The sequence below is a fragment of the Candidatus Neomarinimicrobiota bacterium genome, assembly GCA_030743815.1.
Lineage (GTDB): Bacteria > Fidelibacterota > Marinisomatia > Marinisomatales > S15-B10 > UBA2146.
In genome coordinates, this window is the sequence record JASLRT010000086.1 from 1 (window position 1) to 26989 (window position 26989).

General features: G+C 50.3%; 24 protein-coding genes and 1 tRNA gene. 20 read left to right on the forward strand and 5 right to left on the reverse strand.

Features of this window, described 5'->3' with window-relative positions:
* Positions 1-55 precede the first annotated feature (55 nt).
* From QF669_06865 to QF669_06880, 4 genes are read left to right on the forward strand one after another with little or no spacing between them, the layout of a single operon-like run.
* Positions 56-802 (forward strand): outer membrane lipoprotein-sorting protein, encoded by a 747-nt coding sequence (locus QF669_06865; GenBank protein MDP6457151.1) that lies wholly within the window; start codon positions 56-58, stop codon positions 800-802.
* A gap of 12 nt (positions 803-814) precedes the next feature.
* The gene (locus QF669_06870) at positions 815-1132 is read left to right on the forward strand and encodes a cupin domain-containing protein (protein MDP6457152.1); all 318 of its coding nucleotides are present in this window, start codon (positions 815-817) and stop codon (positions 1130-1132) included.
* 7 nt (positions 1133-1139) lie between these two features.
* The gene (locus QF669_06875; protein MDP6457153.1) at positions 1140-2390 is read left to right on the forward strand and encodes a hypothetical protein; all 1251 of its coding nucleotides are present in this window, start codon (positions 1140-1142) and stop codon (positions 2388-2390) included.
* Positions 2391-2419: 29 nt separating this feature from the next.
* Entirely contained in the window at positions 2420-3196 is a 777-nt protein-coding gene (locus QF669_06880) for an outer membrane lipoprotein-sorting protein (GenBank protein MDP6457154.1), read from the forward strand.
* A gap of 25 nt (positions 3197-3221) precedes the next feature.
* Here the strand turns inward: QF669_06880 and QF669_06885 are convergent, their stop codons facing one another.
* The 4 genes from QF669_06885 to QF669_06900 all read right to left on the reverse strand — a co-directional run bounded on the left by QF669_06885 (position 3222) and on the right by QF669_06900 (position 6434).
* A complete protein-coding gene (locus QF669_06885) occupies positions 3222-3890 on the reverse strand; it encodes a PhoU domain-containing protein (protein MDP6457155.1) in 669 nt (222 codons plus the stop codon).
* A gap of 132 nt (positions 3891-4022) precedes the next feature.
* Positions 4023-5111 carry a Na/Pi symporter gene (locus QF669_06890; GenBank protein MDP6457156.1) on the reverse strand — a complete coding sequence of 363 codons (1089 nt, stop codon included), beginning with the start codon at positions 5109-5111 and terminating at the stop codon, positions 4023-4025.
* 322 nt (positions 5112-5433) lie between these two features.
* Complete coding sequence (locus QF669_06895; protein MDP6457157.1) at positions 5434-5811, reverse strand: spore germination protein GerW family protein; 378 nt, start codon at positions 5809-5811, stop codon at positions 5434-5436.
* Between the two features lie 20 nt (positions 5812-5831).
* On the reverse strand, positions 5832-6434 hold the full coding sequence (locus QF669_06900; protein ID MDP6457158.1) for a DUF2953 domain-containing protein: 603 nt from the start codon (positions 6432-6434) through the stop codon (positions 5832-5834).
* A gap of 213 nt (positions 6435-6647) precedes the next feature.
* On the opposite strand from QF669_06900, the gene QF669_06905 reads away from it, so the two are divergent.
* From QF669_06905 to QF669_06980, 16 genes are all read left to right on the forward strand, one after another.
* A complete protein-coding gene (locus tag QF669_06905) occupies positions 6648-7604 on the forward strand; it encodes a PhoH family protein (protein MDP6457159.1) in 957 nt (318 codons plus the stop codon).
* The gene (locus tag QF669_06910; GenBank protein MDP6457160.1) at positions 7597-8781 is read left to right on the forward strand and encodes a thiolase family protein; all 1185 of its coding nucleotides are present in this window, start codon (positions 7597-7599) and stop codon (positions 8779-8781) included. Before QF669_06905 ends, QF669_06910 begins: the two co-directional genes overlap by 8 nt.
* On the forward strand, positions 8781-9926 hold the full coding sequence (locus QF669_06915) for an acyl-CoA dehydrogenase family protein (GenBank protein MDP6457161.1): 1146 nt from the start codon (positions 8781-8783) through the stop codon (positions 9924-9926). Before QF669_06910 ends, QF669_06915 begins: the two co-directional genes overlap by 1 nt.
* Positions 9927-9928: 2 nt before the next feature.
* Positions 9929-10972, forward strand: coding sequence for a branched-chain amino acid aminotransferase (locus QF669_06920; GenBank protein ID MDP6457162.1), 1044 nt, complete (start codon positions 9929-9931; stop codon positions 10970-10972).
* Positions 10973-10984: 12 nt separating this feature from the next.
* Positions 10985-11407: a transcription antitermination factor NusB gene (gene nusB / locus QF669_06925; GenBank protein ID MDP6457163.1), complete on the forward strand. Its 423-nt coding sequence runs from the start codon at positions 10985-10987 to the stop codon at positions 11405-11407.
* 3 nt (positions 11408-11410) lie between these two features.
* A complete protein-coding gene (locus QF669_06930) occupies positions 11411-12145 on the forward strand; it encodes a metallophosphoesterase family protein (protein MDP6457164.1) in 735 nt (244 codons plus the stop codon).
* Position 12146: 1 nt separating this feature from the next.
* Positions 12147-15158 carry a preprotein translocase subunit SecA gene (gene secA / locus QF669_06935; protein ID MDP6457165.1) on the forward strand — a complete coding sequence of 1004 codons (3012 nt, stop codon included), beginning with the start codon at positions 12147-12149 and terminating at the stop codon, positions 15156-15158.
* Positions 15159-15362: 204 nt separating this feature from the next.
* Positions 15363-15446, forward strand: a tRNA-Leu gene (locus tag QF669_06940).
* A gap of 158 nt (positions 15447-15604) precedes the next feature.
* On the forward strand, positions 15605-16450 hold the full coding sequence (locus QF669_06945; GenBank protein ID MDP6457166.1) for a HEAT repeat domain-containing protein: 846 nt from the start codon (positions 15605-15607) through the stop codon (positions 16448-16450).
* A gap of 12 nt (positions 16451-16462) precedes the next feature.
* The gene (locus tag QF669_06950; protein MDP6457167.1) at positions 16463-17062 is read left to right on the forward strand and encodes a ubiquinol-cytochrome c reductase iron-sulfur subunit; all 600 of its coding nucleotides are present in this window, start codon (positions 16463-16465) and stop codon (positions 17060-17062) included.
* 25 nt (positions 17063-17087) lie between these two features.
* Entirely contained in the window at positions 17088-17879 is a 792-nt protein-coding gene (locus QF669_06955) for a cytochrome b N-terminal domain-containing protein (protein MDP6457168.1), read from the forward strand.
* A 24-nt stretch (positions 17880-17903) separates the two neighbouring features.
* The gene (locus tag QF669_06960; GenBank protein MDP6457169.1) at positions 17904-19019 is read left to right on the forward strand and encodes a cytochrome C; all 1116 of its coding nucleotides are present in this window, start codon (positions 17904-17906) and stop codon (positions 19017-19019) included.
* 10 nt (positions 19020-19029) lie between these two features.
* Positions 19030-22065: a c-type cytochrome gene (locus QF669_06965; protein ID MDP6457170.1), complete on the forward strand. Its 3036-nt coding sequence runs from the start codon at positions 19030-19032 to the stop codon at positions 22063-22065.
* Between the two features lie 47 nt (positions 22066-22112).
* On the forward strand, positions 22113-22862 hold the full coding sequence (locus QF669_06970) for a carboxypeptidase regulatory-like domain-containing protein (GenBank protein ID MDP6457171.1): 750 nt from the start codon (positions 22113-22115) through the stop codon (positions 22860-22862).
* Between the two features lie 132 nt (positions 22863-22994).
* Positions 22995-24950, forward strand: coding sequence for a heme o synthase (gene cyoE, locus QF669_06975; GenBank protein ID MDP6457172.1), 1956 nt, complete (start codon positions 22995-22997; stop codon positions 24948-24950).
* A gap of 171 nt (positions 24951-25121) precedes the next feature.
* Entirely contained in the window at positions 25122-26222 is a 1101-nt protein-coding gene (locus QF669_06980; GenBank protein ID MDP6457173.1) for a hypothetical protein, read from the forward strand.
* A 4-nt stretch (positions 26223-26226) separates the two neighbouring features.
* Here QF669_06980 and QF669_06985 read toward each other — a convergent pair whose 3' ends face one another.
* Positions 26227-26859, reverse strand: a complete 633-nt coding sequence (locus QF669_06985; protein ID MDP6457174.1) for a Crp/Fnr family transcriptional regulator — start codon at positions 26857-26859, stop codon at positions 26227-26229.
* Positions 26860-26989: the final 130 nt, after the last annotated feature.

The window sequence follows — 26989 nt, forward strand, 5'->3', positions numbered from 1 at the left end:
GCGGTCATTGCGGAAATGTTAAAATCAAGATTGATGAAAGCTTAGGAGAATAACCATGAGAAAAACACTTTTGGCTCTGCTTTTCATTACAGTCCTTCAGGGTCAATCCGGCTATGACATTGCCAAAATGATGGATGAACGAAAACAGCCCACAGATATGACTTCCAAGACGACCATGGTTCTGACCAATTCAAAGGGCAAAACGCGCACATCCACTATTTATTCCCAACTGGTTGATGGAGGCAAGAAGCAGATCCTCTGGTTTCTGGCGCCGGCGGACGATAAAGGAGTAGCCTTCTTGAAAATCGAGCATGATGGAAAGGATGATGAAATGCGCATGTGGCTTCCGGCTTTCAATAAGATCCGCCGAATCTCATCAAAGAAGAAAGGTGATTCCTTCATGGGCTCAGACCTCAGTTATGAAGATATGACCAGCAGGGAGGTTGATGAGAATGAATTCGTTCGCCTGGATGATGACGAGGTGGACGGAAAAGAGTGCTACATACTGGAAGTGACACCGAAACCTGAAGCCAAATCCACCTATTCCAAACATATGACCTGGGTAGAGAAAGCAACCTTGTTAGCGGTAAAAGAAGAGTCGTATGATCAAAACGGAAACTTGAAGAAGACCAAGGTTTTTAACACCAGCAGGATGGGAGACTACAATATCATGACTGGCATTTTTGTCAAGGACGTTCAGAAGGAACACACCACGAGAGTAACGTTTGATGAAATTCAGTTGGACACCGGCCTCGAGGAGAGTCTTTTCCAGGAGAAGAATTTGAAGCGGATGCCCCGGTAGGAGGAAGATATAATGCAGAAATCACCCCCAGTTGCAAACATAAACGATCTTGTGAAATACCAGTCTGACTCCGTCGTCAGCAAAACGCTGATCAAGGGTGAGAAGGGAAGCGTAACGCTGTTTGCTTTCGACAAAGGTCAGGGGCTGAGTGAACATACGGCGCCTTTTGACGCCCTCGTCCACGTTATCGAAGGAGAGGCAGATGTGACGGTGGCCCAAAAATCACATGTTGTACAGACCGGGCAGATGATTATCCTGCCGGCAAACAAACCTCACGCCTTACAGGCAGTTGTACCGTTCAAGATGGTGCTCGTGATGGTGAGGGAATGAGAAAAGGATGAGATTTGCGCTGCTGATCCTTCCAGCTGTTCTGTCTGCACAGATCGATTATACCGGCTCTATTCATCCCTCTGACATGTATCGCTCCTCAGATGTATCGCGGATTTCACTCCCTTTCCGGATGGCGGAGCTGAAGCTGGGCTACACGCTCGGTGACTTCGACATCAAAACCAGCAGCTCTCTAGAATACCGCTGGTTCACTGGTGAAACTGAATTCGATTTACGGGAAGCTTATGCTGTTTGGTATCCCCGGTTTGGAGAGGTGAAGGTTGGGAAACAGATCCATGCCTGGGGTGCAGCTGACGGAAATAATCCTACGGACAATCTCAATGCTTACGACTATTACTATATGTTCCTTCCGGGTACGGATCGGAAGATAGGATCTCTTTCGGCGGCGGTGTCAGTCTACCTTGGGGCCTGGCAGATTAAGGCTGTCGTTATTCCTGAGCATATGCCCAATCGTTATACATTCGGCGAGGAGGATTTTCCCATCAAGCCCCCGTTCGAGCCGGAAGAATACATTAAGGTAGAGGACCCATTGGAGTATGGTGCTCGTCTCCAGACGACAGTGGGGGAGAGTGATCTTTCTGTCTCTTATTTCGAAGGTCACGATAGGGGATTCAGCCTTATAGGCATGAACTATCTCCAACTCCAGCCGTTACCTCAGTTTGGATACAGGTCAACGTCTGTTCTCGGGGGTGACTTTGTCACTTTCATTGGCGATCTGACCCTTCGGGGCGAGATGGGTTTTTTCATGACTGAAAATGAAGAAAATGATTGTTGTGACGCACTGTTCCCGTTGGAAGCGGAATATCTGCAATACGTTCTCCAAGGTGAAGTGACAGGACCTTTCGACATCCAGTTTTCAGGCCAGTTCATCGGCAGTACGGTGCAAAAAGCTGAAGGACTTACTTTTAATCAAGTGATATCGCAACAGACTGAATTAACGAAAGACAGTTTTGTACCGGGAATGGGAACCCCCTTCGCCATGTTTGCCAAACAGGCTATTATGCTATCCGGAACAGGCAACCTGATGGACAATAGCCTTGAACTTAGAGCTACTACCTTAGTTAATCTTGAGGAGGCGGGAATGATGGGTGGATTTGGAGTAGCCTATTCCCCTCTTGAGAACTGGGAAGTTGAGCTCGGCTTGACTCAGTTTTTCGGCGACGAGTCAGATCCCACCAATCGCTTTACACAACTGGAAGATTTTTCTCATATCTCCGCCGGCCTTAAATTTAGCTTCTAACTGACACACTAACCCAGATTCTTGTGACCATGCCCAGACTGGCCAGTTGTCTTCTCATTACTTTTTCCACACTGCAACCGCAGGTTACCGCCCTCGAAATCATGCAGAAGGTGGAGGCCCAGTCTGAGCCGAGTGATGTCATCTCTACGACAGTCATAACCATGACCAAGATCACGAAGACTAAGGAACGCAGTCGAAGCCGTGAGATTAAGTCATTCCAGAAATCCTTCCAAGAGGGCAGCTTTGTATCCAAGTCTCTTATCCGCTTCACAAAGCCGGCCGATGTTAAAGGAACCGGATTTCTTTCATGGGACTATCGCGAAGCGGGCAAATACGATGATCAGTGGCTCTATCTGCCGGAGCTGCGCAAAGTGAAGCGTGTCCAGGTGGGCCAGAATACTGGACGATTCATGGGGACTGATTTTACCTATGAAGATCTTGCCGGTAGGAGCATAGATGAAGACGGCTATGTCCTGTTGGGGAGAGAGACTGTTTTCGGTTCAGATTGCTACAAGCTCGAAGCCTTTCCGAGAGAGGAGAAGCCGTCCTATTCGAAGCGGATCATCTGGGTAGATGCTGAGCGGTGGGTGGTGCGGAAAGTGGAGTTCTATGATTTAAAAGGACGGTTATTGAAGATTTTGACCGTCCCGGAAATGAGAAAAGACGGCCAGTACTGGACAATCGTGAAGATGATCATGGAAAATACTCAGAAGCCCCATAGAACAACACTCGAAACCGTGCAGATTGAGTACGATGGGGGGATTAGTGAGGATCGTTTTCTCGTCACATCCCTGAAGCGTCTATGATAGCTAGCTTCTCTTAGTCTTCAGTCTACTTCTCTCGGAAACCGATGCGATCGAATGGGTTTACAACACTCGAGATCATATTGTTCAGATGGGAGCTGATTCGCTTTAGGTATCGGACATATAGTGCTAGAGCAGCGGAGTCGCCAGCCGATATATCTTTTACTTTTCCTTTGGCCAGATCGTTAACGATCTGATCACAAATACCGCTGACCTCAGTCTTGAATGTGCTCATCATCTCTCTTGCCTCTTCAACTGCCTGATCCTTGAGAACAGTGATCGTCTGATCAAATCTCTCTTTTATCTGATTCTCGATCTCGTTCAGGGATTCTTCGTAGGGAATCACAGTTAATCTCAAGGGATGGGCCTCTGCCAGATCGAGAATGTTCTTGCTGTAGTCGCCGATTCGCTCGATATCAATGACAATACTCACAAGGACCATTCCGCCGGGAAGATCAGTGGGCCCTTGCAGGGCACAATGGGTCATCACTTTTCTGCGCACATCCCGTTCGTAGGCATTTACCTTCTTGTCGCTCCGACGAATCTCCCTGTTTATTTCAGTATCATCACTCTCTCGAAGAATCCTCACTGCTTCAAAATACATAGCACGGGCGATTTCCAGCATCTCATAAGATTGGTCCCATGCCTGAACCAGCAGGTCATGCGATTTCCACAGTTTTGTCAGTTCTTTCCACATGATATTACCTCATGACTGAAATTAGTGATAACGGAGTGAAGATTGAAATACTAAAGCCACAGATAAGCGCTGATCTTCGGCGAAACGATGTTCGATCTTGTCTGTCTATTCTTAAGTTCATTCTATCCGTGATCAGGTTAGGAAAATCAATGCTACCGGCACAAAATGCAGAAGGATATAGACAGTGATGAATAAGATCAGATGTTTGGTAGAGCTACCGGCTTTGTCACCCACAAACAGGGCCAGCCGAATGGGGATGAACTTGAGGGGGTAGAACAAAAGGATTCCAAAAATATTGAAACAGAGATGAGAAAAGGCGACGGTGATGGCTACACTGTTCTGAGTTGCCATGGCGGCTAGGATTGCGGTCACCGTCGTTCCTATGTTTGCGCCAAGAGTATACGGGAAGATTTGTCTCACAGATACAAGACCAGCACCTGCCAGAGGTATGATAAGAGAAGTGGTGACGGAACTACTCTGGACTATGGCCGTCATCAATATGCCGAATATGAAACCGAAGATATCGTTTCTGAAAAGGTAGTTGCCGATGATTACTTCCATCTTCGTCAACATCAGAACCCGAATTGTCTTTACTAAGAAAGTTAGTGATGCGAACATGAGGAGGAGTGAAAAGACGATCATAAGAGCACTTTTGTAGGGCAGCAGAGAGAAGATGTGATCAAGCCAACTGATGGCGGGATTGAGAACAATCTTCAAAGGATTGAACATCTTCAATCCACCGGCTCCGAAGAATCCGTGTTTTAATAGAGAAGCAGTTCGCTCAATGATGTGAAACTTCATCTCAACAGGGAATAAGACGATGACAACACATATATTAAAGAAGTCGTGTACGATACTCGCGGAGAATGCCCTGCGGAATTCTTCCCTGCTCTTGATATGACCGAGAGAAACAAGCGTATTCGTGACGGTAGTCCCGATGTTTGCTCCCATGATGATAGGGATGGCGTTGCTCAGACTGAGAGCATTTCCGGCAACAAGACCGACCACGATGGCAGTTGTCGTTGATGAACTCTGGATTAGGCTGGTGGCAACGATGCCGATGATGAGACCGGCGAAGGGATTGGAGGTCATCTTAATCATTACTTCAGCCAAATCCTTAAACTGTTTGAAGGAGTGTCCGAGCAGTTTGATGCTGAGCAAGAATAGATAGATGGTGACAATAATAGTCAGCATCTTGATCAGTTTGGATTGGGAAGTCAAGCTACTCTTCCCGCTGACCTAACTAAACATTTACCGAGGCATAATATCATAAGTGAAAAATGAAGACTTGAATCTGATTGTAAGACGCGGTGGAGTAAAGACTTTCTGGCAAAGTCTAGCAAACTTGTCTAAGTGTCAGAATACTACAAGAAAAAAGTAAGACAGGCATCAAAACAAGAAAACCATATAGGTCATGTTTGCCACTTTGTCCCGTCCCGTCAAACAACAAGTTAGTGCAAACCCAGAAGTAAACAAAGTACAGGCAGAAAACTTCAGCTCCGTTGTCGAATTCCTAAACCGGAATCAGGGTTGTGATCCAAACTTATTCTTCAGCGTCTCTCTCATCACCCCCCTTCTTGTCCATATAGTCTTTGACAGTATCGGCAACTTTTGGTGCCAGATCGAAGAGCCGGCCCATGATACTTTCCTCCTGTTTCAGCGAATAGAGCCGGGCGCCTTCCTTACCGACAACGAAGAAAGCCAGCGGTTCAATGCTCCAGCCGCCGCCGACACCTTCGCCTGTATTGCCTTTCTTTTTTTCATCGGAACCGCCACCGCCGGCACCAAAACCGAAACTGACCTTTGAAACAGGAATGACTGTGTAATCTCCCGCCGAGATGGGATCTCCTACAACAGTCTTTGTCTGCATCACACTTTCCAGTTCCTTCATGACATTCTTGATGAGTTCGGAAACAGCCATGATGACCTCCTGATTATTGGTTAACGTTTGTGAAAGAGATACGTGGACCCGAGCCGCCATGCCAGGACGGCTGGTCTAAAACTGACAGCTGATCTGCAGTCGAGATCCACGATCTGCCTATCGAAATCCGGCGTCATATTTACATTGAACCTATGACTGCCGATGAATGCATTGAGAATTGACAGTGCGCCGAAGAACTGGCCTGTCACTGCCGGATTCTGCCAGCCGAAAACGCCTCTGATCCCGAAATCGCGCCACTTGATTGATCTCTTCACCGCAGCCAGCAGTTTTCCGTAAGGGATGGCCGTAATCTTCGACCATCGCTTCGAGATCGGTTGCTTCTCCTTCGCTTCAGCAGTCACTTTTTTTTCTTCCGGTTTCTTTCCGCCCAGGCGCCACTTGAACCGTTCCCTTCCAGGAGAGCCGAGGAACAGGTAGCTCATGCTTTCGATCCGGGCAAATCCGATCCCCATATTTCGACCTCCCAGTGCCACAGCTATCCGGTAGTCCAACTCATTCTCCTTCAGCAGAATGCTTGCCTGAAAGCGGATATACCAAGACAGAAACAGAAATAGGACGACGATCGCTGCGAAGCTTGCGAGAATGAGGAGAAACGTAGCCATAGGAAGGCAAAAGATACGTGATAATCGTTTCGAAAAACAGGAGATTTGTGTGAAATGACAAATCGGTTGGTCTTGTCATTGAACGGACAAATTGTTAGTTTTAGCTGTGCTTTTCGAAATAGTATTGCGTGTGATTGGGATGGAAATCGCACAACGTGTAAATGATGGATGGGTGGTCGGGCCCGGGAGCCTCAGAGAGGCTCTTTTTGATTAATGAAGAAGACAGTTGAACTTCGTGATGTAGATCCGCTGGGAATTGCCGGCGTTGCCGATGTGAATCTGAAGATCCTTGAGGATGCTTTCCCGTGTAAGATTCTACTGCGGGGCAGCACAGTCACTCTTGAGGGGAAAAAGGAGGATACAGCACAGGTGGAGGAAGTGCTCAAGGAAATGATGAGGACGTACAGCAGGAAAAATTCGCTCACCGACGGCGATGTCCGTTCTCTTGTAGCTTTGATCTCGAACGGGGATCACGTTCCGCAAGAGCAGCAGGAGTCTGTCATCCTGTATACCAAGCAAGGCGCCATAATGCCCCGATCTGAGGGGCAGAGAAGACTCTACGATCTTGCACGATCGAACGATATGGTTTTTGCCATCGGTCCGGCGGGAACGGGGAAGACCTATCTGGCAGTGGCCTTTGCTGTGGCGGCTTACAAGAATCGGGAGGTAAAGAGAATCGTACTTTCGCGGCCTGCGGTGGAGGCAGGTGAGCGGCTCGGTTTTTTGCCCGGTGATCTGAGAGAAAAGATCGATCCTTATCTGACCCCGCTCTATGATGCGCTCAATGAAATCCTTTCGGCGGCGACCCTCAAGTCACTCATGTCAAAGCGGGTGATCGAAGTGATACCTCTGGCGTACATGCGGGGCAGAACTTTGAATAACGCCTTTGTCATCCTAGACGAAGCCCAGAACAGTTCCGCCATGCAGATGAAAATGTTTCTCACAAGGCTCGGCCCCAATTCGAGAGCCATCATTACCGGCGACGTGACGCAGATCGATATTCCGGAGAAGGAGGAATCGGGACTTCTGCAGGCGGTAAGGATTTTGAAGGGAATCGACGGTATCGGCTTCGTGGAGCTGACGGAAACCGATGTCGTCCGCCACAAGCTGGTAAAAGATATCATCATAGCCTACAGCGGCAGCAATCAAAAGGGGAAAAGAGATGGATAGTCAGCGTAGTGCTGTCATCGCTGGTGCGCGGCGCACACCTATAGGAACTTTTGAAGGTTCTCTCAGTGGTATTTCGGCTGTCCAACTCGGTGCTACCGCCGTCAAGGCTTCCCTGAAAACATCATCTCTCGCACACGATGCGGTTGATGAGGTGATTATGGGAAACGTCCTGCCGGCCGGATTGGGTCAGGCGCCGGCGCGTCAGACCGCCCTCGCCGCGGGGCTGCCGGAATCTACCGAGTGTCTCACCGTCAACAAGATGTGCGGCTCCGGCTTGAAAGCTGTGATGCTGGCCGCCCAGGCGGTGCAGCTGGGCGATGCTGATGCAGTTGTAGCCGGAGGCATGGAGAATATGAGTCGCGCCCCTTATCTGCTACCCAAGGGGAGAAAAGGTTACAGACTGGGGCACGGTGAAGTACTCGACAGCGTGGTAGTAGACGGTCTGTGGGATGTATACAACGATAAACATATGGGCAGTTGTGCCGAGACGTGCAACCGGAAACACAACTTTTCCCGGGCAGAGCAGGATGAGTTTGCCAAGGAGTCTTACTCCCGGGCTCAGCGGGCACAGGAAGACGGTTCTTTCGCCGCCGAAATCATCCCGGTAAAAGTAACATTGAGAAAAGGTACTGTTACAGTGTCGGAGGATGAGGAACCGAAACGGGCTAATTTCGACAAGATGACCAGACTGAAGCCTGCCTTCGAGAAAAACGGCAGTGTCACCGCTGCCAACGCCTCCAAGATTAACGACGGCGCCGCGGCTATGGTTATATTGGCGGAGGATGCGGCGGCCGAACTTGGCGTGACGCCCACGGCGCGGATTGTGGCGCAGGCGTCCATCGCACAGGAACCGGAGTGGTTCACCACGGCTCCCATCAGTGCCATCCGCAAGGTGCTGGACAGGGCGAGCATGTCTCTGGCTGATATCGATCTTTTTGAGATTAACGAAGCTTTTTCCACGGTGGCTCTGGTGGCTATGCGCGAGCTGGACGTGAGTCATGACATCGTGAATGTCCGGGGCGGTGCGGTAGCACTGGGACATCCAATCGGTGCCAGCGGAGCGAGAATCCTGGTGACCCTACTCCACGCCATGGAGTCTCTGGATAAGGAGCGGGGCATTGCCGCAATCTGTATCGGCGGGGGTGAGGCGTCGGCGGTGATTGTGGAGAGAATCTGATGTACAATCTTGATTACTCTGAAGAACAGCTGCTTATTCAGAAGACTGCCCGCGAGTTCGCCAGAGAACATCTGGCGCCCGGTGTCATGGAACGCGACCGGAAAATGGAATTCCCGGCGGAACAGATCAAGACACTCGGCGAGATGGGTTTTATGGGTATGACCGTTCCCGAAGAATGGGGCGGTGCTGGTGCCGATGTTGTCAGCTACGCCCTGGCCATAGAAGAGATCTCCCGTGAGGACGCCTCCGCGGGAGTGATCATGTCCGTCAACAATTCTCTCGTCTGTTACGTTCTGGACGCTTTCGGCACTGATGAGCAGAAGGGGAAATACCTGAAGAAACTGGCGACCGGGGAGTGGCTCGGCGCTTTTTCACTCAGTGAACCTCAGGCGGGCTCCGACGCCTCAAACCTGAAAACATTTGCCGAGAAGGAGGACGATCACTATTTGCTGAAAGGGACCAAGAACTGGGTCAGCAGCGGGATCAACTCCGATGTGGTTATCGTCTTCGCGATGACGGAGAAGGGAGCGGGACATAAGGGAATCTCGGCTTTCATCGTAGAGAAATCTTTTGACGGTTTTACTACAGGCAAGAAGGAAGACAAGCTCGGCATCCGCGGTTCGGACACAAGCGAGCTCTACTTCGACAACTGCCCTGTCCCGGAGGTGAATCGGATTGGCGAGGAAAGCAGTGGATTCACTATAGCCATGAAGGCGCTGGATGGCGGCCGGACCGGTGTTGCAGCTCAGGCCGTAGGTATCGCCAGGGCGGCGCTGGAAGAATCGGTCCGTTATGCGAAGGAGAGAAAACAGTTTGGCAGTACAATCGCTTCCTTTGGCGCTGTTAAGGAGAAGATAGCCAAGATGGCCACAGACATCTCTGCCGCCCGGTTGCTTGTTCATCAGGCGGCCTACCTGAAGGACAACGGCAAGCCCTTTTCCACTGAAGCTGCTATGGCAAAATGGTTCGCTTCCAAGACTGCCATGGAGTCCGCTACCGAATGTGTGCAGATTTTCGGTGGCTACGGCTACATGGAAGAGTACGGCGTTGAACGTCTCATGCGAGATGCCAAGATTACACAGATTTACGAGGGAACTTCGGAAATACAGCAACTGGTCATCGCTAGAGCGATGCTGGAGGAATAGAGATGAACGGCGTCGAAGCAGAAGTGGCGGAAACGGTGGCGTGGGATGAACTTAGTTTCACGTTGACACCGACCCGTTCCATGTATGTGGCAGAATGTAAGATGGGAGAAGATTGGAACTCAGGCGAATTGAAGTCGTTTGGTGACTTCTCGATTTCGCCCGCGGCGGCCGTGTTGAATTACGGTCAGGGTGTCTTCGAGGGGATGAAAGCTTATCATAGCGCCAGGGACCGTGTCGTCCTGTTTCGGCCCGAGAGAAATGCACGCCGTTTTCAGGCATCTGCCGAGCGACTGTGTATTCCGCCTGTACCGCAAGGAATATTCATGCAGGCTGTGACCTCCACAGTAGGGGACAATCTCGATTTTGTCCCTCCGCTGGGCAAGGGTAGCCTCTACATTCGACCGTGTGTCTGGGGAACGGGACCGGTACTGGGTGTTCAGCCGGCGCCGTCATATACTTTTGTGGTCTACGTATCGCCCGTCGGTCCTTACTTCAAAGGTGGTATGAGATTATTACATCTTGAGGTGACAAAACAGTTTCACCGGGCTGCTCCCCGGGGAACGGGAAATGCGAAGGCTATCGGGAACTATGCCGCATCGCTCTATCCGCTTAAACTCGCCAAGGCGAAAGGATTTGATGAAATACTCTATCTGAATGCCGCCGATGAAAACTACGTGGAGGAAGTCGGCTCAGCCAACCTCTTCATCCTTTCAGACGGTGTTCTGAAGACGCCGGCTCTGGACGGCTCCATCCTTCCCGGAATAACTCGTGACTCGGTGATCCGGCTCGCCCGTGAAAAGCTCAACCTGGAAGTCCATGAAACAGAGGTGTCGGTCAGTGATGTGGTGCAGGCTGACGAAGTCTTCTGTACGGGGACAGCGGCCGTCATCACCCCTATCGGTGAGATCACCACCGACGAGGGACACAATCTCATTACTGAATCGGTGGGACCCGTCTCCAGGCAACTCTACGATCTTCTGACAGGAATCCAGAAGGAAGAGGTGGAGGATCCCTTCGGATGGGTGATACCTCTCCAGGAACAGTGAACAGGTGACCACGTGAAGAATCGTCGTATGGCCCGTGAGCTCGTTTTACAGGGAATCTACGCCTTTGAAATGACCGGAGATCCGTATGAAAAAATCCTGGCTGACCTGAAGCGTAATCGGGAGATAAACGCCGATGTGGAAGAATTTATGCAGAGACTCTTCAGCTCAACTGTAGAGCATGCCGACTGGTCTAAGCAAGAGATCATCAGTCGGTTGGAAAACTGGGATTATGAGCGGGTGGCACTCATCGACCGCCTGATCCTTCAGATGATGATTTGCGAGATGGTATTCCTGGAAGACGTCCCGCCAAAAGTATCCATTACTGAAGGTGTAGAGATTTCGAAGAAGTACAGTACCGAGGAAAGTGGTGCATTTATCAACGGTATTCTCGACTCCATCTATCACTCCCTTAATGAGCTTTCGGAGCCGGTGTAATAAGTGCGGCTGGCGGTCGTCTCCGATATTCATGCTAATAGAGAGGCGCTGGAGGTGGTTCTTGAATCAATCGGTAATGCCAGCATCGATAGAATTGTCTGTCTGGGTGATCTGGTGGGCTATGGGGTCGACTATGAATACTGCATATCAGCCGTCAGTGAACATGCGCATATTAGTCTAATGGGAAATCACGATTCAGCTGTCATTGGTACAGATTCGCCCACCGGTTCCCCGTGGCAGATGAATCCCCAGGCGCGAAAATCGGCGGAATGGACGATGAAGAATCTGTCCGCGGATCAGCGAGATTATCTATCCGGTCTCGAGATGTCGCATAGCCAGGAAGATCTTCTTTTCGTCCACAGTGCTCCCACCAGCCCGGGAAAGTGGTATTACATTTCGGACCCGGTTTCGGCAGCGCTTCATTTCAGTAGTTTTGAGGAACATCTCTGTTTTGTGGGACATTCACATATTCCGGGCATCTATTTTCAAGATGAAGAGTACCGGCACTACGTGGAAGGAGAGGTGGAGTTGCCATCAGAGAAAAGAGCAATTATTAACGTGGGAAGCGCTGGTCAGCCCCGGGATGGGGATCCGAGGGCGTGCTATATCGTCCTTGACACAATGAAAGAAACAGCGGAATTTACCAGGGTGGCCTATGACATTCAAAAGGCAACTGATAAAATATTGAAGGTGGGAGTCTCAGAATCCCATGCGAGCAGACTTTTCTTAGGGATATAAAATGGCGGGCGGTTTACTTAAAAATATGTTCGGATCCAAGTCTGAACGCGAAATCAAGAACCTTTTTCCAATTGTTGACGGAATCAATACGATTTATGAATCTCTCTCCAGTAAGTCTGATGAGGAGTTAGTGGAGAGGACGCATCAGTTTCAGGCGCAGATCAGGGAGAAAAACGAAGAAGCTGAAGAGGTCGGCAAGGCTGAAGGACTGGTTGAGGAACAGCTGGATAAACATGTCTTCAACGCTGAACAAGAGGTTTTAGAAACTATCTTGCCGGAAGCATTTGCCATGGTTAAGGAGATCTGTCGGCGCATGATGGGGGAATCGTGGAAGATAGTGGGACAACCGATCACGTGGGAAATGATTCCTTATGATGTACAGCTTATAGGCGCAGTAGTTCTCCACCGGGGCAAGGTTACGGAGATGAAGACTGGCGAAGGAAAAACGCTCGCAGCGACAATGCCGATCTATCTCAATGCGCTTACAGGCCGTGGTGTCCACATCGTCACTGTGAATGATTATCTGGCCCAGAGAGATGCGGAGTGGATGGGCCAGATTTATGAGAGGTTGGGGCTCACTGTCGGCTCTATTTTGAATGAGATGGACAGTGAGCAGCGGAGAGAAATATATAGCAGGGACATCACCTACGGCACTAACAACGAATTCGGCTTCGATTACCTGCGGGACAACATGGCTCTGTCAAGGGAGGAACAGGTTCAGCGGGGCCACGCCTACGCCATAATAGATGAGGTAGACAGTATTCTGATCGACGAGGCCCGGACGCCACTCATCATCTCTGGAGCTGTCGATCATCCCACTGATTCGAAGTACCGCGAATTGAAACCCCTGGTGGAGAAGCTGGTAAGAAAGCAGACCAGTCTGGTGAACAAATTAGTAAGCGAGGCTGAGTCCCTTCTGGAAAAGGGAGAAGATTACGATACAGGATACAAGCTGTTGCAGGCGATGCGGGGTGCGCCTAAGAACCGCCGGTTGCAAAAGGTGTTTCAGGAACAGGGTACCAGAAAGCTTGCTTTGAATGTTGAGTCAGACCATATGCGTGATAAGCGGCTGCATGAGGTGGATGAAGATCTCTATTTCAGTATGGACGAAAAAAGTCACGTTATTGATCTGACGGAAAAAGGCCGCGACGCCATCGCCCCTGATAATCCAGAAATGTTTGTCATTCCCGATTTGGGAGAGATACTCCACGAGATAGATAACAATCCGTCACTCACTTCTGTTGAGCGACAGCAGGAAGCGGAGAAAGTAAGGCTCCTCCACAGCAGCCGCAGCGAGAAAATTCATAACATTTCTCAGCTGTTGAGAGCTTATTCGCTCTATGAGAAGGATGTGGACTATGTGGTTCAGAACGGGAAGGTTCTCATTGTGGACGAATTCACGGGGCGGATTCTTGCCGGTCGCCGCTATAGCGAAGGGTTACACCAAGCTCTGGAAGCTAAGGAAAATGTGACTATCGAGCGTGAGACTCAGACCCTCGCTACCATCACACTTCAGAACTACTTCAGACTATATCACAAGTTAGCCGGTATGACCGGCACTGCCGAAACGGAGGCGGAGGAACTTCACTCCATATATGGCCTCGATGTGACCGTTATCCCTACTAATGAACAAGTCAGTCGTATTGATCATGAAGACGAAGTTTACAAGACAAAGCGGGAGAAGTATAACGGTGTACTAGACGAGATTGTGGACAGTCACAAGCGGGGGCAACCGGTGCTGGTAGGCACCATCAGCGTTGAGGCATCGGAGACGCTCTCCCGCATGTTGAAGCGCCGGGGCATTCCTCACAACGTACTGAATGCTAAGCATCACCAGCGGGAGGCGGAGATTGTGGTCAGGGCTGGTGATCGGGGCGCCGTTACTATCGCCACGAACATGGCTGGCCGGGGCACTGACATCAAGCTCGGTGAAGGTGTTGTTGACGCTGGCGGTCTGCATATCATAGGTACCGAGCGGCACGAATCACGGCGGATCGATCTGCAGTTGCGGGGTCGTTCCGGCCGCCAGGGTGATCCCGGTTCGTCACGATTCTACCTGAGCCTCGAAGATGACCTCATGCGTCTCTTTAATAGTGAGCGTATCGCTAGCATTATGGATAAACTTGGTGTAGAGGAGGGCGAAGTCATTACCCACAGAATGGTAACCCGGTCTATCGAGCGGGCTCAGAAAAAGGTGGAGGAGAGAAACTTTGCCATCAGGAAACGCTTGCTTGAGTACGATGATGTAATGAACCAGCAGAGGGAAGTAGTTTACAGCCGCAGGAACCATGCCCTCACGCGGGACGACATCCGTGATGAAATTTCTGTGCTTCAGGATGAGTTAGTCGAAGATATGCTGGAACTGCACGGTGACGGAAGCGGCGATCCTGCCGATTGGAATTGGGAAGAGTTTGAGAGTGAACTGTCCTCGGTGCTGACTATTGAAGCTGATGAAGAGATACGTTCTGTCACATCCGCGGACGGAATCCGTAACAAGATCCTGGAAAAAGGTAAAGCTGTCTATGCGGCACGCGAGAGCCTCATTCCGGCTGAGATTATGCGCGCGTTTGAACGTTATGTGGTCCTGCGTACCATCGATGAAAAGTGGAAAGATCATCTCTACGCCATGGATCAATTGCGCGAAGGCATCAACCTGCGTGCCTACGGTCAGAAAGATCCTCTCCTGGAGTACAAGTCCGAAGGGTTCGATATGTTTATTGAATTCCTGAGAGAGGTGAATCGCGATACGGTTCAGAGGCTCTATCGGACGCAACTTCAGGGGATGGATCAAGCGCCGACGATGAGGGGCCGTGCCCCCGCTCGCCGTGTACGTACGCAACACGATGAGACTATCGGTATGGGTATGGCAGCGCCCACTAACGGGGACGGGCAACCAGCGCAACCAGCACCCGCTGGTAAGCCTCAGCCTATTCATGTGGAGAAGAAGGTAGGCCGGAACGAACCGTGTCCATGCGGTAGTGGCAAGAAGTTCAAGAAATGCCACGGAGCGTAAGTTCAACGGCTCTGATTACTGGTTATTGGTAGTATCCGCCGGGGCTGACTACCGCTCAACCAGCTACCCCTCCACTAGTCATCAGTTACCACTCCACCCGCATTCCATTGCGGCAGGCAAGCTCACCTCAACCTCTATCCTTTGGCAAACAGCAATAATCTCCTATATTTTGCCGATGCTTGACAGGTATAACTGTATTGAATTGCCGCGGTGGTGGAATTGGTAGACACGCTAGCCTTAGGAGCTAGTCTTCCTTAGAAGGTGCGAGTTCGAGTCTCGCCCGCGGCACATTCTGAGTCGTGAAAGTAGCAGTCGCCGTAAAATTATTGGTCAGAGCGGACTTTCGCGATACTCATCCTGAGACAGCGTTAATTCTTTTTGCTCATAAGGAATGCATGATCGTAAATTGCCCGCCTTAAAAAAACGACCAGCAATCATTTGGACACATGTCACAGGAAATTGAGAAGAAATCCGCGCTGAGGGTAATTGTTCACTCTTTCTTTGTTGTTCCGTTTTTAATTGCACTATTTGGGGTGCTGATCTTCTTTATGTGGCGCCTGCTAACGCACGAGCCGCGGGTAGCTGAAGACTATATCACTGATGTAAGAATTGGTAGCGCCACAAAGCGTTGGCAGTCGGCCTATGAACTGTCTAAGATTATTGCCTCGCCGGACTGGGCACCGCAGGATGATCGCTTTGCCACGGAGATGCTGACGGCGTACGAGTACTCTCTGAGAGATCCAGACACTCGCGTCAGACAGTACCTTATCCGGGCCATGGGAAATTCAGGCCTAACCGAATTCTCGAAAACCATTCAGAGTGCACTCGCAGAACCGGGTGAAGCTGTTGTGGCGGACGCTGTCTATGCACTGGGACTAATCGGCGGAGATCAGAACCTGACACCGATCGTTGAGATGACGGAGCATCAATCTGACCTGGTGAGGAACAGATCCGCTATCGCCCTCGGAAATCTTGGGCTGCAGGATTGTATCCCTTCCTTGCAGAAACTACTGTATGATATTGAGCCGAATGTGCGCTGGAATGCGGCTGTATCGCTGGCAAAACTCGACAGCGACAGCGGCCGTGATATTTTGTTAAATTTATTGCACAGAGGATATCTGGAAGAATTTGATGAAGTAGATCCGTACGAGCAGACTGAAGCGATGTTGACGGCTATCAATGCAGCTTCTCTCCTGGGCGATTCATCTCTTAATGCAGCGATTATGAAACTGAGCCAGGAAGATATGAATATGAAAGTACGTGATGCAGCCATGAAAGCGCTCAATCTTTAGGGAATACAGGCTATGAGTGACAAGGAAAAGCAGGTGACGCAAGAGTCAGACGCTGAAGAAACTTTGAAAGAAAAAAAGGTGCCTAAGCAACCAAAGGCTTCTATCGGGGAAGATACGTTCGAAGAAAAAGTGAGGCGTCGTTCGTTCATCTCCTGGCTTACAGTTGCCTGGATCACCTTTACGGCAGCAACGGGCGCCTTCTTCACGATGATGATGCGCTTCATGTTCCCCAATGTGCTTTTCGAACCGCCGCAGTCGTTCAAGATCGGTTACCCTGATGAATATAAGGTGGGTGAAGTAGATCTGAGATGGAAGAACAAACATGGTATCTGGGTGGTAAGAAATTCGGAGCAGATTTATGCTCTCTCCACTGTATGTACCCACCTTGGATGTATGCCTAATTGGCTGGAGAATGAGCAAAAGTTTAAATGTCCCTGTCACGGGAGCGGTTTTCGTATGACGGGCATTAACTTCGAAGGTCCCGCACCCAGGCCGCTGGAACGATTCAAGATTGTATTGGCTGATGATGGTCAAATGTTGATTGATAAGACCAAAAAATATCAATATGAGAAAGGTCAGTGGAGCAACCCAGAATCTTTTCTGGTTGTATAGTTAGAATTTCGACTCGGGGAGAAAGATGAGCGAGAAATCTAAGAAGAACATTTTCGAACGATTCGGTGAGTCGGCTGTCTGGAAGTCGATTTTTAGATCTGGCGTGCCGCGCTCCCGCCGCCAGCGGATGATGTCGGTGCTTAACAGTGTTTTCTTGCATCTTCATCCTGTTCGCCTGCCGCGACACGCCATCAAGCTCAAGTTCACCTGGTGTATGGGTGGACTATCGTTCTTTCTCTTCCTGGTGCTCACAATTTCTGGTATCCTCCTCATGTTCTATTACCGTCCCACCGTGGAATATGCTTATGTGGATATGATAGACCTTGGCGAACAGGTACCTCTCGGCATCATGCGGGAGATCCATCGCTGGGGAGCGCATGCAATGGTCATCACAGTCTGGCTGCACATGTTCAGGGTATTCATGACCGGATCGTACAAACCGCCGCGGGAGTTCAATTGGGCGGTGGGTGTTATTCTTCTCACCCTGACGCTGCTACTCAGTTTTACAGGCTACCTTCTGCCGTGGGATCAGCTTGCCATCTGGGCGATCACAGTGGGTACCAACATGGCCCGAGCAACACCCTTTCTTGGCCATGAGGGGCCCGGGGCTGCTCTGCTCAGCCTGGGTGACATCAACTTCGTACACGCTGCCAGCGATGTTCGCTTTGCATTGCTGGGTGGTCGCTTTGTCGGCGAAGCAGCACTGTTAAGATTTTATGTGCTGCATTGCATTGGATTTCCGTTCATCATCATGATTCTGATGGCGGTTCACTTTTGGAGAATAAGGAAAGACGGCGGTATCTCGGGACCGACCTAAGAGAACTCAGGCGAATAGACCATTATGGAAGTCTTCAAGCATTTTATTAACGGTATTACCCATCCCACCATTATGCTGACAGCTATTCTTGTCGTTTTTCCGTTTATTTTTCCACCCTCAGATTTCTTTGAGAAGTGGAACCGCCGACTGCGATTGGACTTCTTCTGGACAAAAAAGGGGCTGATCGTAGTTCTGGCACTGTTCTTCGCATTCTTTGCCATCGGCGTAAGCGATGAAAACTCGCGGCTGATTTTCCTGAAACCGGATAATGTACCTATTGTCGGTCTCCTTATACTGGTGCATGCATTTCTCTGGCTGAGTATGAACCAGGCCAGGAACAATGACGAACTGTTGCAGGCGGGTGAGAAGCCAGCCGAATATCACGATCCTGAAGATAAAGTTCTGGTCTGGCCAGATCTCGTCTATATTGAATTCATTTCGCTGATTCTTCTCATGTCTCTGCTGCTCATTTGGTCCATCGGCTTGGAGGCACCGCTAGAAGAACCGGCAAATCCCACCAACTCACCGAATCCCGCCAAGGCGCCGTGGTACTTCCTTGGCCTGCAGGAGATGCTGGTTTACTTTGACCCGTGGTTAGCTGGTGTTGTATTCCCCTCAATTATGATCATTGGTCTCATGGCCATACCGTATATTGATATTAATAAGGAAGGGGCAGGATTTTACAGCTACAGGCAGCGGCGGATGGCAATCTCCATCTTCATGTTCGGCTGGCTCTGGCTGTGGGTAAACCTGATTCTGGTGGGGACATTCCTGCGCGGTCCAAACTGGAACTTTTTCGGTCCGTTTGAATTCTGGGATCCTCACAAGCTTGAGGCACTCGTAAATATCAACCTGTCAGAATTTATCTATATCAAGTTGTTCGGGATAGGATTGCCGGGGAATATCCTGTTAAGAGAAATATTCGGATTCATCGTCGTCTTCGGCTATTTCCTTGTTTTACCACCGATTCTGGCGAAGACAGTGTTCAAACAGTTGTATCAAGCCTTGGGTAATTTCAAGTACGGTGTCTTTATCTTTCTTGTCCTCAGTATGATATCACTACCGCTGAAGATGTACCTGAGGTGGATCTTCAATCTTAAGTATCTGATAGCCATTCCCGAATTCTTTTTCAATATTTAGCGAGATAGCGGTGGAAAAACAGGAACGATTCTACAATATCCTCAAGCTGAATAAGCTGTTCGGTATCTCAAGTATCGTCTTCTTGCTTCTTCTTGTCTGGACATTTGTCGATGACTACGATAGAGACTGGAAGGACTACCAGAGAGAATTTCGTCAGTTGGAGGTTGCCAGTACTAAAGGACAGCTTGACGGTGAGCTGGAGAAACTGAACGCTCTCGAAGAATACAAGGAAGCTCAAGGAAACTTAGATGCCGCCGGAAACGCACTAAAGGAAAAAGAAGACGATCTGAAAATTTTGGAGAAGCAGCTTAGGAAATTGGAAGCTGAACACTATCAAGTTGAACAGGTATACAATTTCACAAAGGCTGAGTATGATGTGGTAAAATACGAGCACGAAGAGGCTGTAGGGAGGGGTCACGGTAATCCGGAAGAAACTGGACAGAAATTGGATCGCTATGAAATAGATCTGAATCAGAAACGACTCATCGTAGAAGAAGCAGAGCGTCATATGTTTGAGAAACGTGACACGATTCGTTCTCACCGTGAGGAAGTAAAGGAGGCGGACACCCGACTCTCACAGCTTCGCCGTCAGGCCAGCATCTTAGAACGCAAATTGAGTGTAGTCGATCCGGCGGCCATGAGTTTCGCCAACAGGATTGGCGATAAGGTGCGTGATCTCCCTGTCCTGGACTTCCTCTCTCCTTATTACAAGGTAGACCAGGTGGTCTTGAAGGATATCACAGAAGATATCAACTTCATGGAGATACCAAAGGTGGACCGGTGCACCACATGTCACCAAGGGATCACCGAGCCTGGCTATGAAGATGCTTCTCAGCCGTTCACAACCCATCCGGATCTTGCTCTCTATCTTAATAACGATTCGCCACATCCGCTGGAATCTTTCGGTTGTACCAGCTGCCACGCCGGCCGGGGGAGAGGCACCGATTTCTCCACTGCGGCGCACACTCCCGGCTCTCACGAGCAAGAAGAGGAGTGGATTGAGAAGTACGACTGGCATGAGATGCACCATTGGGAGCAGCCGATGTTTCCCGTCAAGTACACAGAAGCCGGCTGTTTCAAATGCCATTCAAATGAAATTTACATCCGAGGTGCGGACAAACTGAACCTGGGAACGAATCTCGTTGAACGAGCTGGATGTTTCGGGTGCCATACCATCGAGCGTTACAAGAACAAACGACGGATAGGCCCCGATCTGAATAAGATTTCCTCGAAAGTGAACAAAGATTGGACTTACCTCTGGATAAAAAATCCCAAGTCGTTTCGTCATAATTCATGGATGCCGGATTTCTTTGGTCTATTTAACAACAGTGATCCAGAATCTGTTGCCAGAACAGATCAGGAAATAAATGCCATTGTGCACTACCTATTCAAGAACAGTGGAGACTTTCCGCTTGACAGGATTCCGAGACGTGGAAATTCCGAGCGAGGGGAAGATCTGGTCAACTCTCTTGGATGTCTCGGCTGCCACAGGGTTGAATCCGAGGCGATTGAAGAAGCGACTACCCTCCAGACATTACGGCTGGATCATGGTCCCAATCTTATTGGGCTAGCTTCTAAAACGGAAGCCGAATGGATCTACAGCTGGCTTAGGGAGCCGGAGCGTTACTTCCCGCGGACGAAAATGCCGAATCTGAGACTCTCGGTGACTGAGGCGGCTGACATCACGGCGTATCTCATGACTATGGGCAATGGAGATTTCCTCGAACAGACTGTCCCACCAGTTGATGAAGACCAGATCGATGAGATCACCATGGCTTTTCTCACTAGAATGTTCTCGGATTACGACTCCAGGCAAAAACTAACGGAAATGACGCTGGAAGATAAACTCGACTATACGGGTGAAAAACTAATCAGGTCTTACGGCTGTTTTGGTTGTCACAATATCCCTGGCTTTGAAGAAGAGAAGCCTATCGGGACGGAATTGACCGAAGAGGGGAGCAAGGAAGTCGCAAAACTGGACTTTGGCCTTCTGGACATCGAACACAGCCGCAAGGCGTGGTTCACGCAGAAACTTCTGCATCCCCGGAGCTTCGATGAAAACAAAGTAAAAGGCCCTTATGAGCGTCTTAAGATGCCGGACTTTGAGTTTTCTGAGCAAGAAGTAGAAGCAATTGTCACGGCCATTCTCGGTTTCGTCAAAACGTCTTACGGTGTGAAGCCGGCAAGATCCGTCAATCCTGATGTTCATATGGGTCAGTGGCTGGTGCGGGAGTACAACTGCCAGGGGTGCCATCTCATTGAACATGACGGAGGAGTTATCCGTTCCACCATTACACAGTGGCTTATGGATGTGAACGGTATCGGTCATGAAGCGGCCCTGGAGGTTACGGTCGATTTCAGTCCGCCTGACCTTCATACGCAAGGGGCCAAGACACAGCCGGACTGGCTCTTCGATTTCTTCAAGGAACCGACAACACTCATACGGCCCAATCTCAGGGTACGAATGCCTACATTCTATTTTGACGATGATGAGTGGAATTCGGTGATTAAATATTTTCAGTTTTTAGATGAAGAGGATAATGCCTACGAATCGCCACACCGGGTGGATACGAAGTCGGTGCGGTTCAAAGCTGGCAAGAGGCTTCAGGAGAAGGACATGGGTGCGTGCTTCAAGTGTCATTTTTATGGAACGGAGTTTCCCCAGCAAACCCCCGACACGTGGGCGCCGAATCTGGTCCTGACTAAGGAACGTCTCAGACCGGCATGGGTGATGGAATGGCTTCGTGATCCTCAAAGGATCATGCCGGGAACGAAGATGCCCGAGCCGTACATTCCCGCGGCAGACGAATTGTTGCAGGATAACGCCGCTAGCATCTTTGGTAGAGAGCTTGTTTCCCTCAAAGGGGACAGTCTATCTATGCTCTGGGGTTTGACGGATTATCTCTACGCTCTGCCCGGCAAAACTGATATCACTTCAGAGATCAAAAACTTCTTTGCCGAGAACGGCTACCAGCTGTTAAAACAGGAAGAGGAAGAAGGCGACGAGTGGGATGAATGGGAAGAAGAAGACGAGTGGGAAGACTAGGAATTGGTTAATAACTTTGTAATGGAGGTAATACGATGAATCACATCTTGAAACGATCCTCGGTTATAACAGCTATTTTTGTTATAGCTATCTCAGGCCTCTATGGAGGTGGCATCAAGGGGACGATGAAGTATGAAGGCGAGGTGCCGAAAATGGGGGACCTTAAGAAGAAGATGGCGTCGGATAAGGTCTGCGATATGATGCACGATTCACCAGTACGAGATGAATGGCTTCTGGCCGGACCGGACGGCGAACTTAAGAATGTGTTCGTCTATGTGAAGGAAGGAGTGAAGGGGGATTATGAGACTCCGTCGGAAGCGGCGATCATTGACCAGAAAGGCTGTGTCTACAAGCCGCACGTGCTGGGCGTTCAGGCAGGTCAGCCGATAGATATCTTGAACAGTGACGGTACTCTGCATAATGTCCATGCACTGCCGAAGAAAAGCGGCAACGCAAAGTTCAATATGGCGATGCCGGGCGCCGTCAAGAAGATCACCAAGAAGTTTAACACTCCGGAAATCATGGTGAAGATCAAGTGCGACGTCCACCCCTGGATGAAAACGTTTGTTGGTGTGGTCGATCACCCGTTCTATGCCGTGACGGCTGAAGACGGTTCCTATGAAATCAAGGGGTTGCCTGCGGGAACATACACTATTGAAGTGTGGCACGAGAAAATGTCAGGAATGGAAGTGTGGCACGAGAAAAAGCTGGCCAAAACGGCCACTGTCACTATCAAGAGTGATGAGATGGCCACAGCCGATTTTACACTGATACGACCGGACAAGAAGAAGAAATAGCACTATCGGTCTCTTCATCATATTATCAGCTTTTTCATTTCTGTGATGCGCGTCAAGCAGGATGCCGTACCCGGAATGCGCATCCCTGTCTGGTTCACACCGACTCAGGCTGGGTCGTGGGCATGATGATCATTGAGCACCAATAATCCGTCATCTAAAGTAAAGTCCCCTCCACCTGAGACGGTATTTTACTCCATCTGGTTAAGGCGGTTTTCAAAGTTTACCGCCTTAGCCACCCTTTTACTGATTTTTGTCGGCGGGCTCGTGACAAGCACCGGCTCGGGACTTTCTGTCCCCGACTGGCCGAACACCTACGGTTACTTCATGTTCAGTTTCCCGTTCTCCAAGTGGGTGGGAGGCATTTTCTACGAACACCTGCACAGGCTTGTAGCTTCATTCGTCGGTCTTTTGACGCTTGTTTTCGCCTTCTGGCTCTGGAAATCAGATGAGCAACTGTGGCTCAAGAACCTCGGCTGGGGAGCGCTGGTGGCAGTGATAACTCAGGGAGTTCTAGGCGGTATCACAGTGCTCTTTCTTCTGCCTACACCCGTTTCCGTCACCCACGGAGTCGTCGCTCAGAGCTTCTTCTGTGTTATCATTGCAATGGCGTACTTTCTCTCTTCAGAATGGAAGCACGATGAGGCTCCGCTGACGCACCCCGGAAATGAGTCTTTCTTCCGCTGGACGGCACTGGCAGCATCCTTTATCTTTGCCCAGTTGATTCTCGGTGCCGTCATGCGCCACACAGGATCAGGGCTGGCAATTATGGACTATCCGCTGGCTACCGGCAGGCTGATCCCCGCCTTCAATGGAGATACCTTATTTATCGTCAACGATGCACGCTTCGATCTCGGGCTAGACAGTGTAACACTTTCTCAGATTACGATCCACTTTGTGCACCGGCTCGGTGCACTGCTGGCTTCGATTGGCATAATAGGCGTAGCGATCCTGGGAGTCCGGAATTACAGTCAGGAGAAGAGGATAGCGTGGCCGGCACTCTTCCTGGCGGCGCTGTTGGCCATTCAGCTTACACTGGCAGGTTTTATCGTCTGGAGCGGAAGGAATCCGGTCATCACCACGTTTCATGTCTGGACGGGTGCACTCATGCTTGGCACTTCGGTGTTGCTGAGTCTGCGGAGTTACCGGATCCTCGGGATAAACTTTTGGCCCATCGCCCGTTCCGTTCCGTCCGGAGTTGCTGCACGGACACGACAATTGGTAATCAGCTTCTTCGAATTAACGAAGCCGGGCATCACTGGTCTCGTCCTCGTGGCCGCCGGCATAGGGTTCTACCTGGCGCTGAACGAGGCGGGATCGTCCCTCGGAGATAATGTCGGCCGTCTCATCCATCTTCTCATTGGGACGGCTCTGGTTTCGGGAGGCGTTGGCGCCCTCAACGAATTTATTGAACGCGATGATGACTTGCGGATGTATCGTACCATGGAAAGGCCCGTTCCTGCGGGGCACCTTTCACCGTTTGTGGCAATGATGTTTGGAACTGTGATATCTATCTGTGGCATCGCATATCTGGCAATCGCTCTTAACGTTCTGACCAGTCTGCTGGCATTCGCTACTCTGGTACTGTACCTCTATGTCTACACACCGCTGAAAAAGAAGACGACGCTTAATACACTGGTGGGGGCGGTCCCCGGTGCCCTGCCGCCCATGGGAGGGTGGGTTGCCGCAGGCGGTGATCTTACATTAGGAGCGTGGATACTTTTTGGCATCCTTTTCCTGTGGCAAATCCCCCATTTTTTTTCTATCGGCTGGCTATACCGCAATGACTATAAGCGTACTGGATTCCGGATGGTTCCCGTTACGGATGATACAGGGCGCGCGACAGCACTGTATGTGATAATGTTCTGTCTGGCGCTCCTTGGTTGCAGCCTATCCCTTTCATTCGTTGGTATCACAGGCGGAGTTTATCTGGCTGGGGCGACTCTTCTCGGATTGGTTTTTCTGGCTGCCGGCACGAACCTGGCGCTGAAGAAGACAGACAAGAGCGCCAGACAACTGCTCATTGCCTCAGTTATCTACCTGCCGTTGCTCCTCATTGTAATGGTCCTCGATGTCGGAATCATCGGATAGAGAAAAGGGTGTCGTATCGGCGGGATGCGAATTGATCTGTCACCAAGTCCGCTTAAAACGAAAACCTTAAACCAGATATTTGTCCCGTAGCAGGAAGGGAGGGAGTGAAGAGGTGGTCTGAACGTGGTCTCATGACCTCGCTCGCAAAACAGACCGGTCCCCACACCTGAGATGAACAGAACGTTCGTGACTCTCCGCTATCCGATCTTTGCCTCCGCATTGGTTGGATTGGTGACAGGCATCTGGGCTGGTCTAATTCGGATCGGATGGTGGTTCCCTTTCAGTGATCATATCCCCCTTGAAGCTCACGGTCCTCTCATGGTCAGTGGTTTCCTGGGAATCGTTATCGGACTCGAGCGTGCCGTTGGCTTGAATCAACAATGGAATTACCTTGCACCCGCACTGACCGGGATCGGCGTACTGGGAGTTATCGTGGGCCTTCCGTTACCTCTGCCTCATTTGTTGATCACACTCGGTAGTCTGGTTTTTGTACTTATTTCACTGCGAGTTGTCCAGATACGCAGAGCAATGTTTACGGTTACAATGGCGCTTGGCGCTGTGGCGCTGTATATAGGCAACATGTTGTGGATGCTCGACTATCCGATGTTCAATTCCGTCTACTGGTGGGGTGCTTTTCTTATCCTCACCATCGCCGGCGAGCGTCTCGAACTGGCCCGCATCGTACAGGTATCAAAGGTGGGGAGATCTTTGTTTACCGTGGCGGTTGCCATACTCTGTACGGGGCTCATTACAGTTTCGTTCGATCCCGAAACGGGGGTCGTGCTGACCGGAGCCAGTATGGCGGGAATCGGTCTGTGGCTCTTGCGCTACGATATGGCTAGGAGGACTGTGCGTACCACCGGACTCCCGAGGTTTTCAGCCACCAATCTGCTCATAGGTTACGTCTGGCTCTGTGTCAGCGGTTCACTGGCGGTCTGGTCCGGTGCCGTAGATTCCGGACCCCAGTTCGATGCCATCCTCCATTCGCTGTTTCTCGGCTTTGTCTTTTCTATGATATTCGGTCATGCTCCGATGATTTTCCCGTCACTACTTCAGGTTCCCATGCTCTTCCACTGGAGTTTCTACAGTCATGTTGTGCTGTTACATGGTACGCTGCTTTTGCGGGTTGGGGGTGATTTGTCTGGGTGGTTTAGCGGCCGGTCACTGGGGGGGCTGATGAATGCCGCTGTACTGGCACTCTTCTTTGTAAATACGGCGATTTCTGTCGCCAGAGGGAAGCGGGCAAGGAAGACCACTTCTCAAAAGGTGTGAAACTTTAGTCCTCTACGCCGGCCAGTCGGGCGAGGCCGGGCGCATCGAGGAGCACAATCTTCTTACCCTGAGAAAAGACAAACCCTTCATTCTTGAAGTCAGTCAATGTACGCACCAGGCTTTCAGTACTGGTCCCCGCCAAGTCGGCTAAGTCCTGCCGGGACAGAAGAATGTTCAGCTCAATGCCGCCCCCGCGCGCACGACCAAACTTCTCTTTCAACAATAGAAGCATGCCGGCAGTTCGCTCCCTAACGGAAAAGCGGGCCATCTCGGTGGTTCTCTTTTCTGACTCGATAAGCTCCCGTGACAGATCACGCAGGATCTTCCAGGTCATGTCACCTACGTCAGAAATCAGCGAGTAGAGTGTTCTTCTGTCGATGAAACACAATGTGCTGTCTTCCAGCACTTCGGCGGTAGTGGAGTAGGGCTGTTCGGCAAGGAGAGAGCGGAGCCCGAGGGTATTGCCGGATCCCGCTATTCTAAGTATCTGACGTTTACCGTCAGGTGTCATCTGGTAAACCTTAGCTTTCCCCTCTTTTACGCAGTAGAGGCCGAAGACAGGATTGCCTTCATTGAAAACAATCTGACCTTTTTTGTAGCGACTGTCGGTCTTGACTCTGTCAACGGTCTTGAGCAAGTCCAGCTCCAGAGACTGGAACAGACCCTTATGTCGCGAAGGACAAATCCGGCATTCCATATTTTACGCGCTTATCATCGGAAGAAAATCGGTAGTTTTCACTCTTCTTCAAGCTCCCCAAAGTTACACT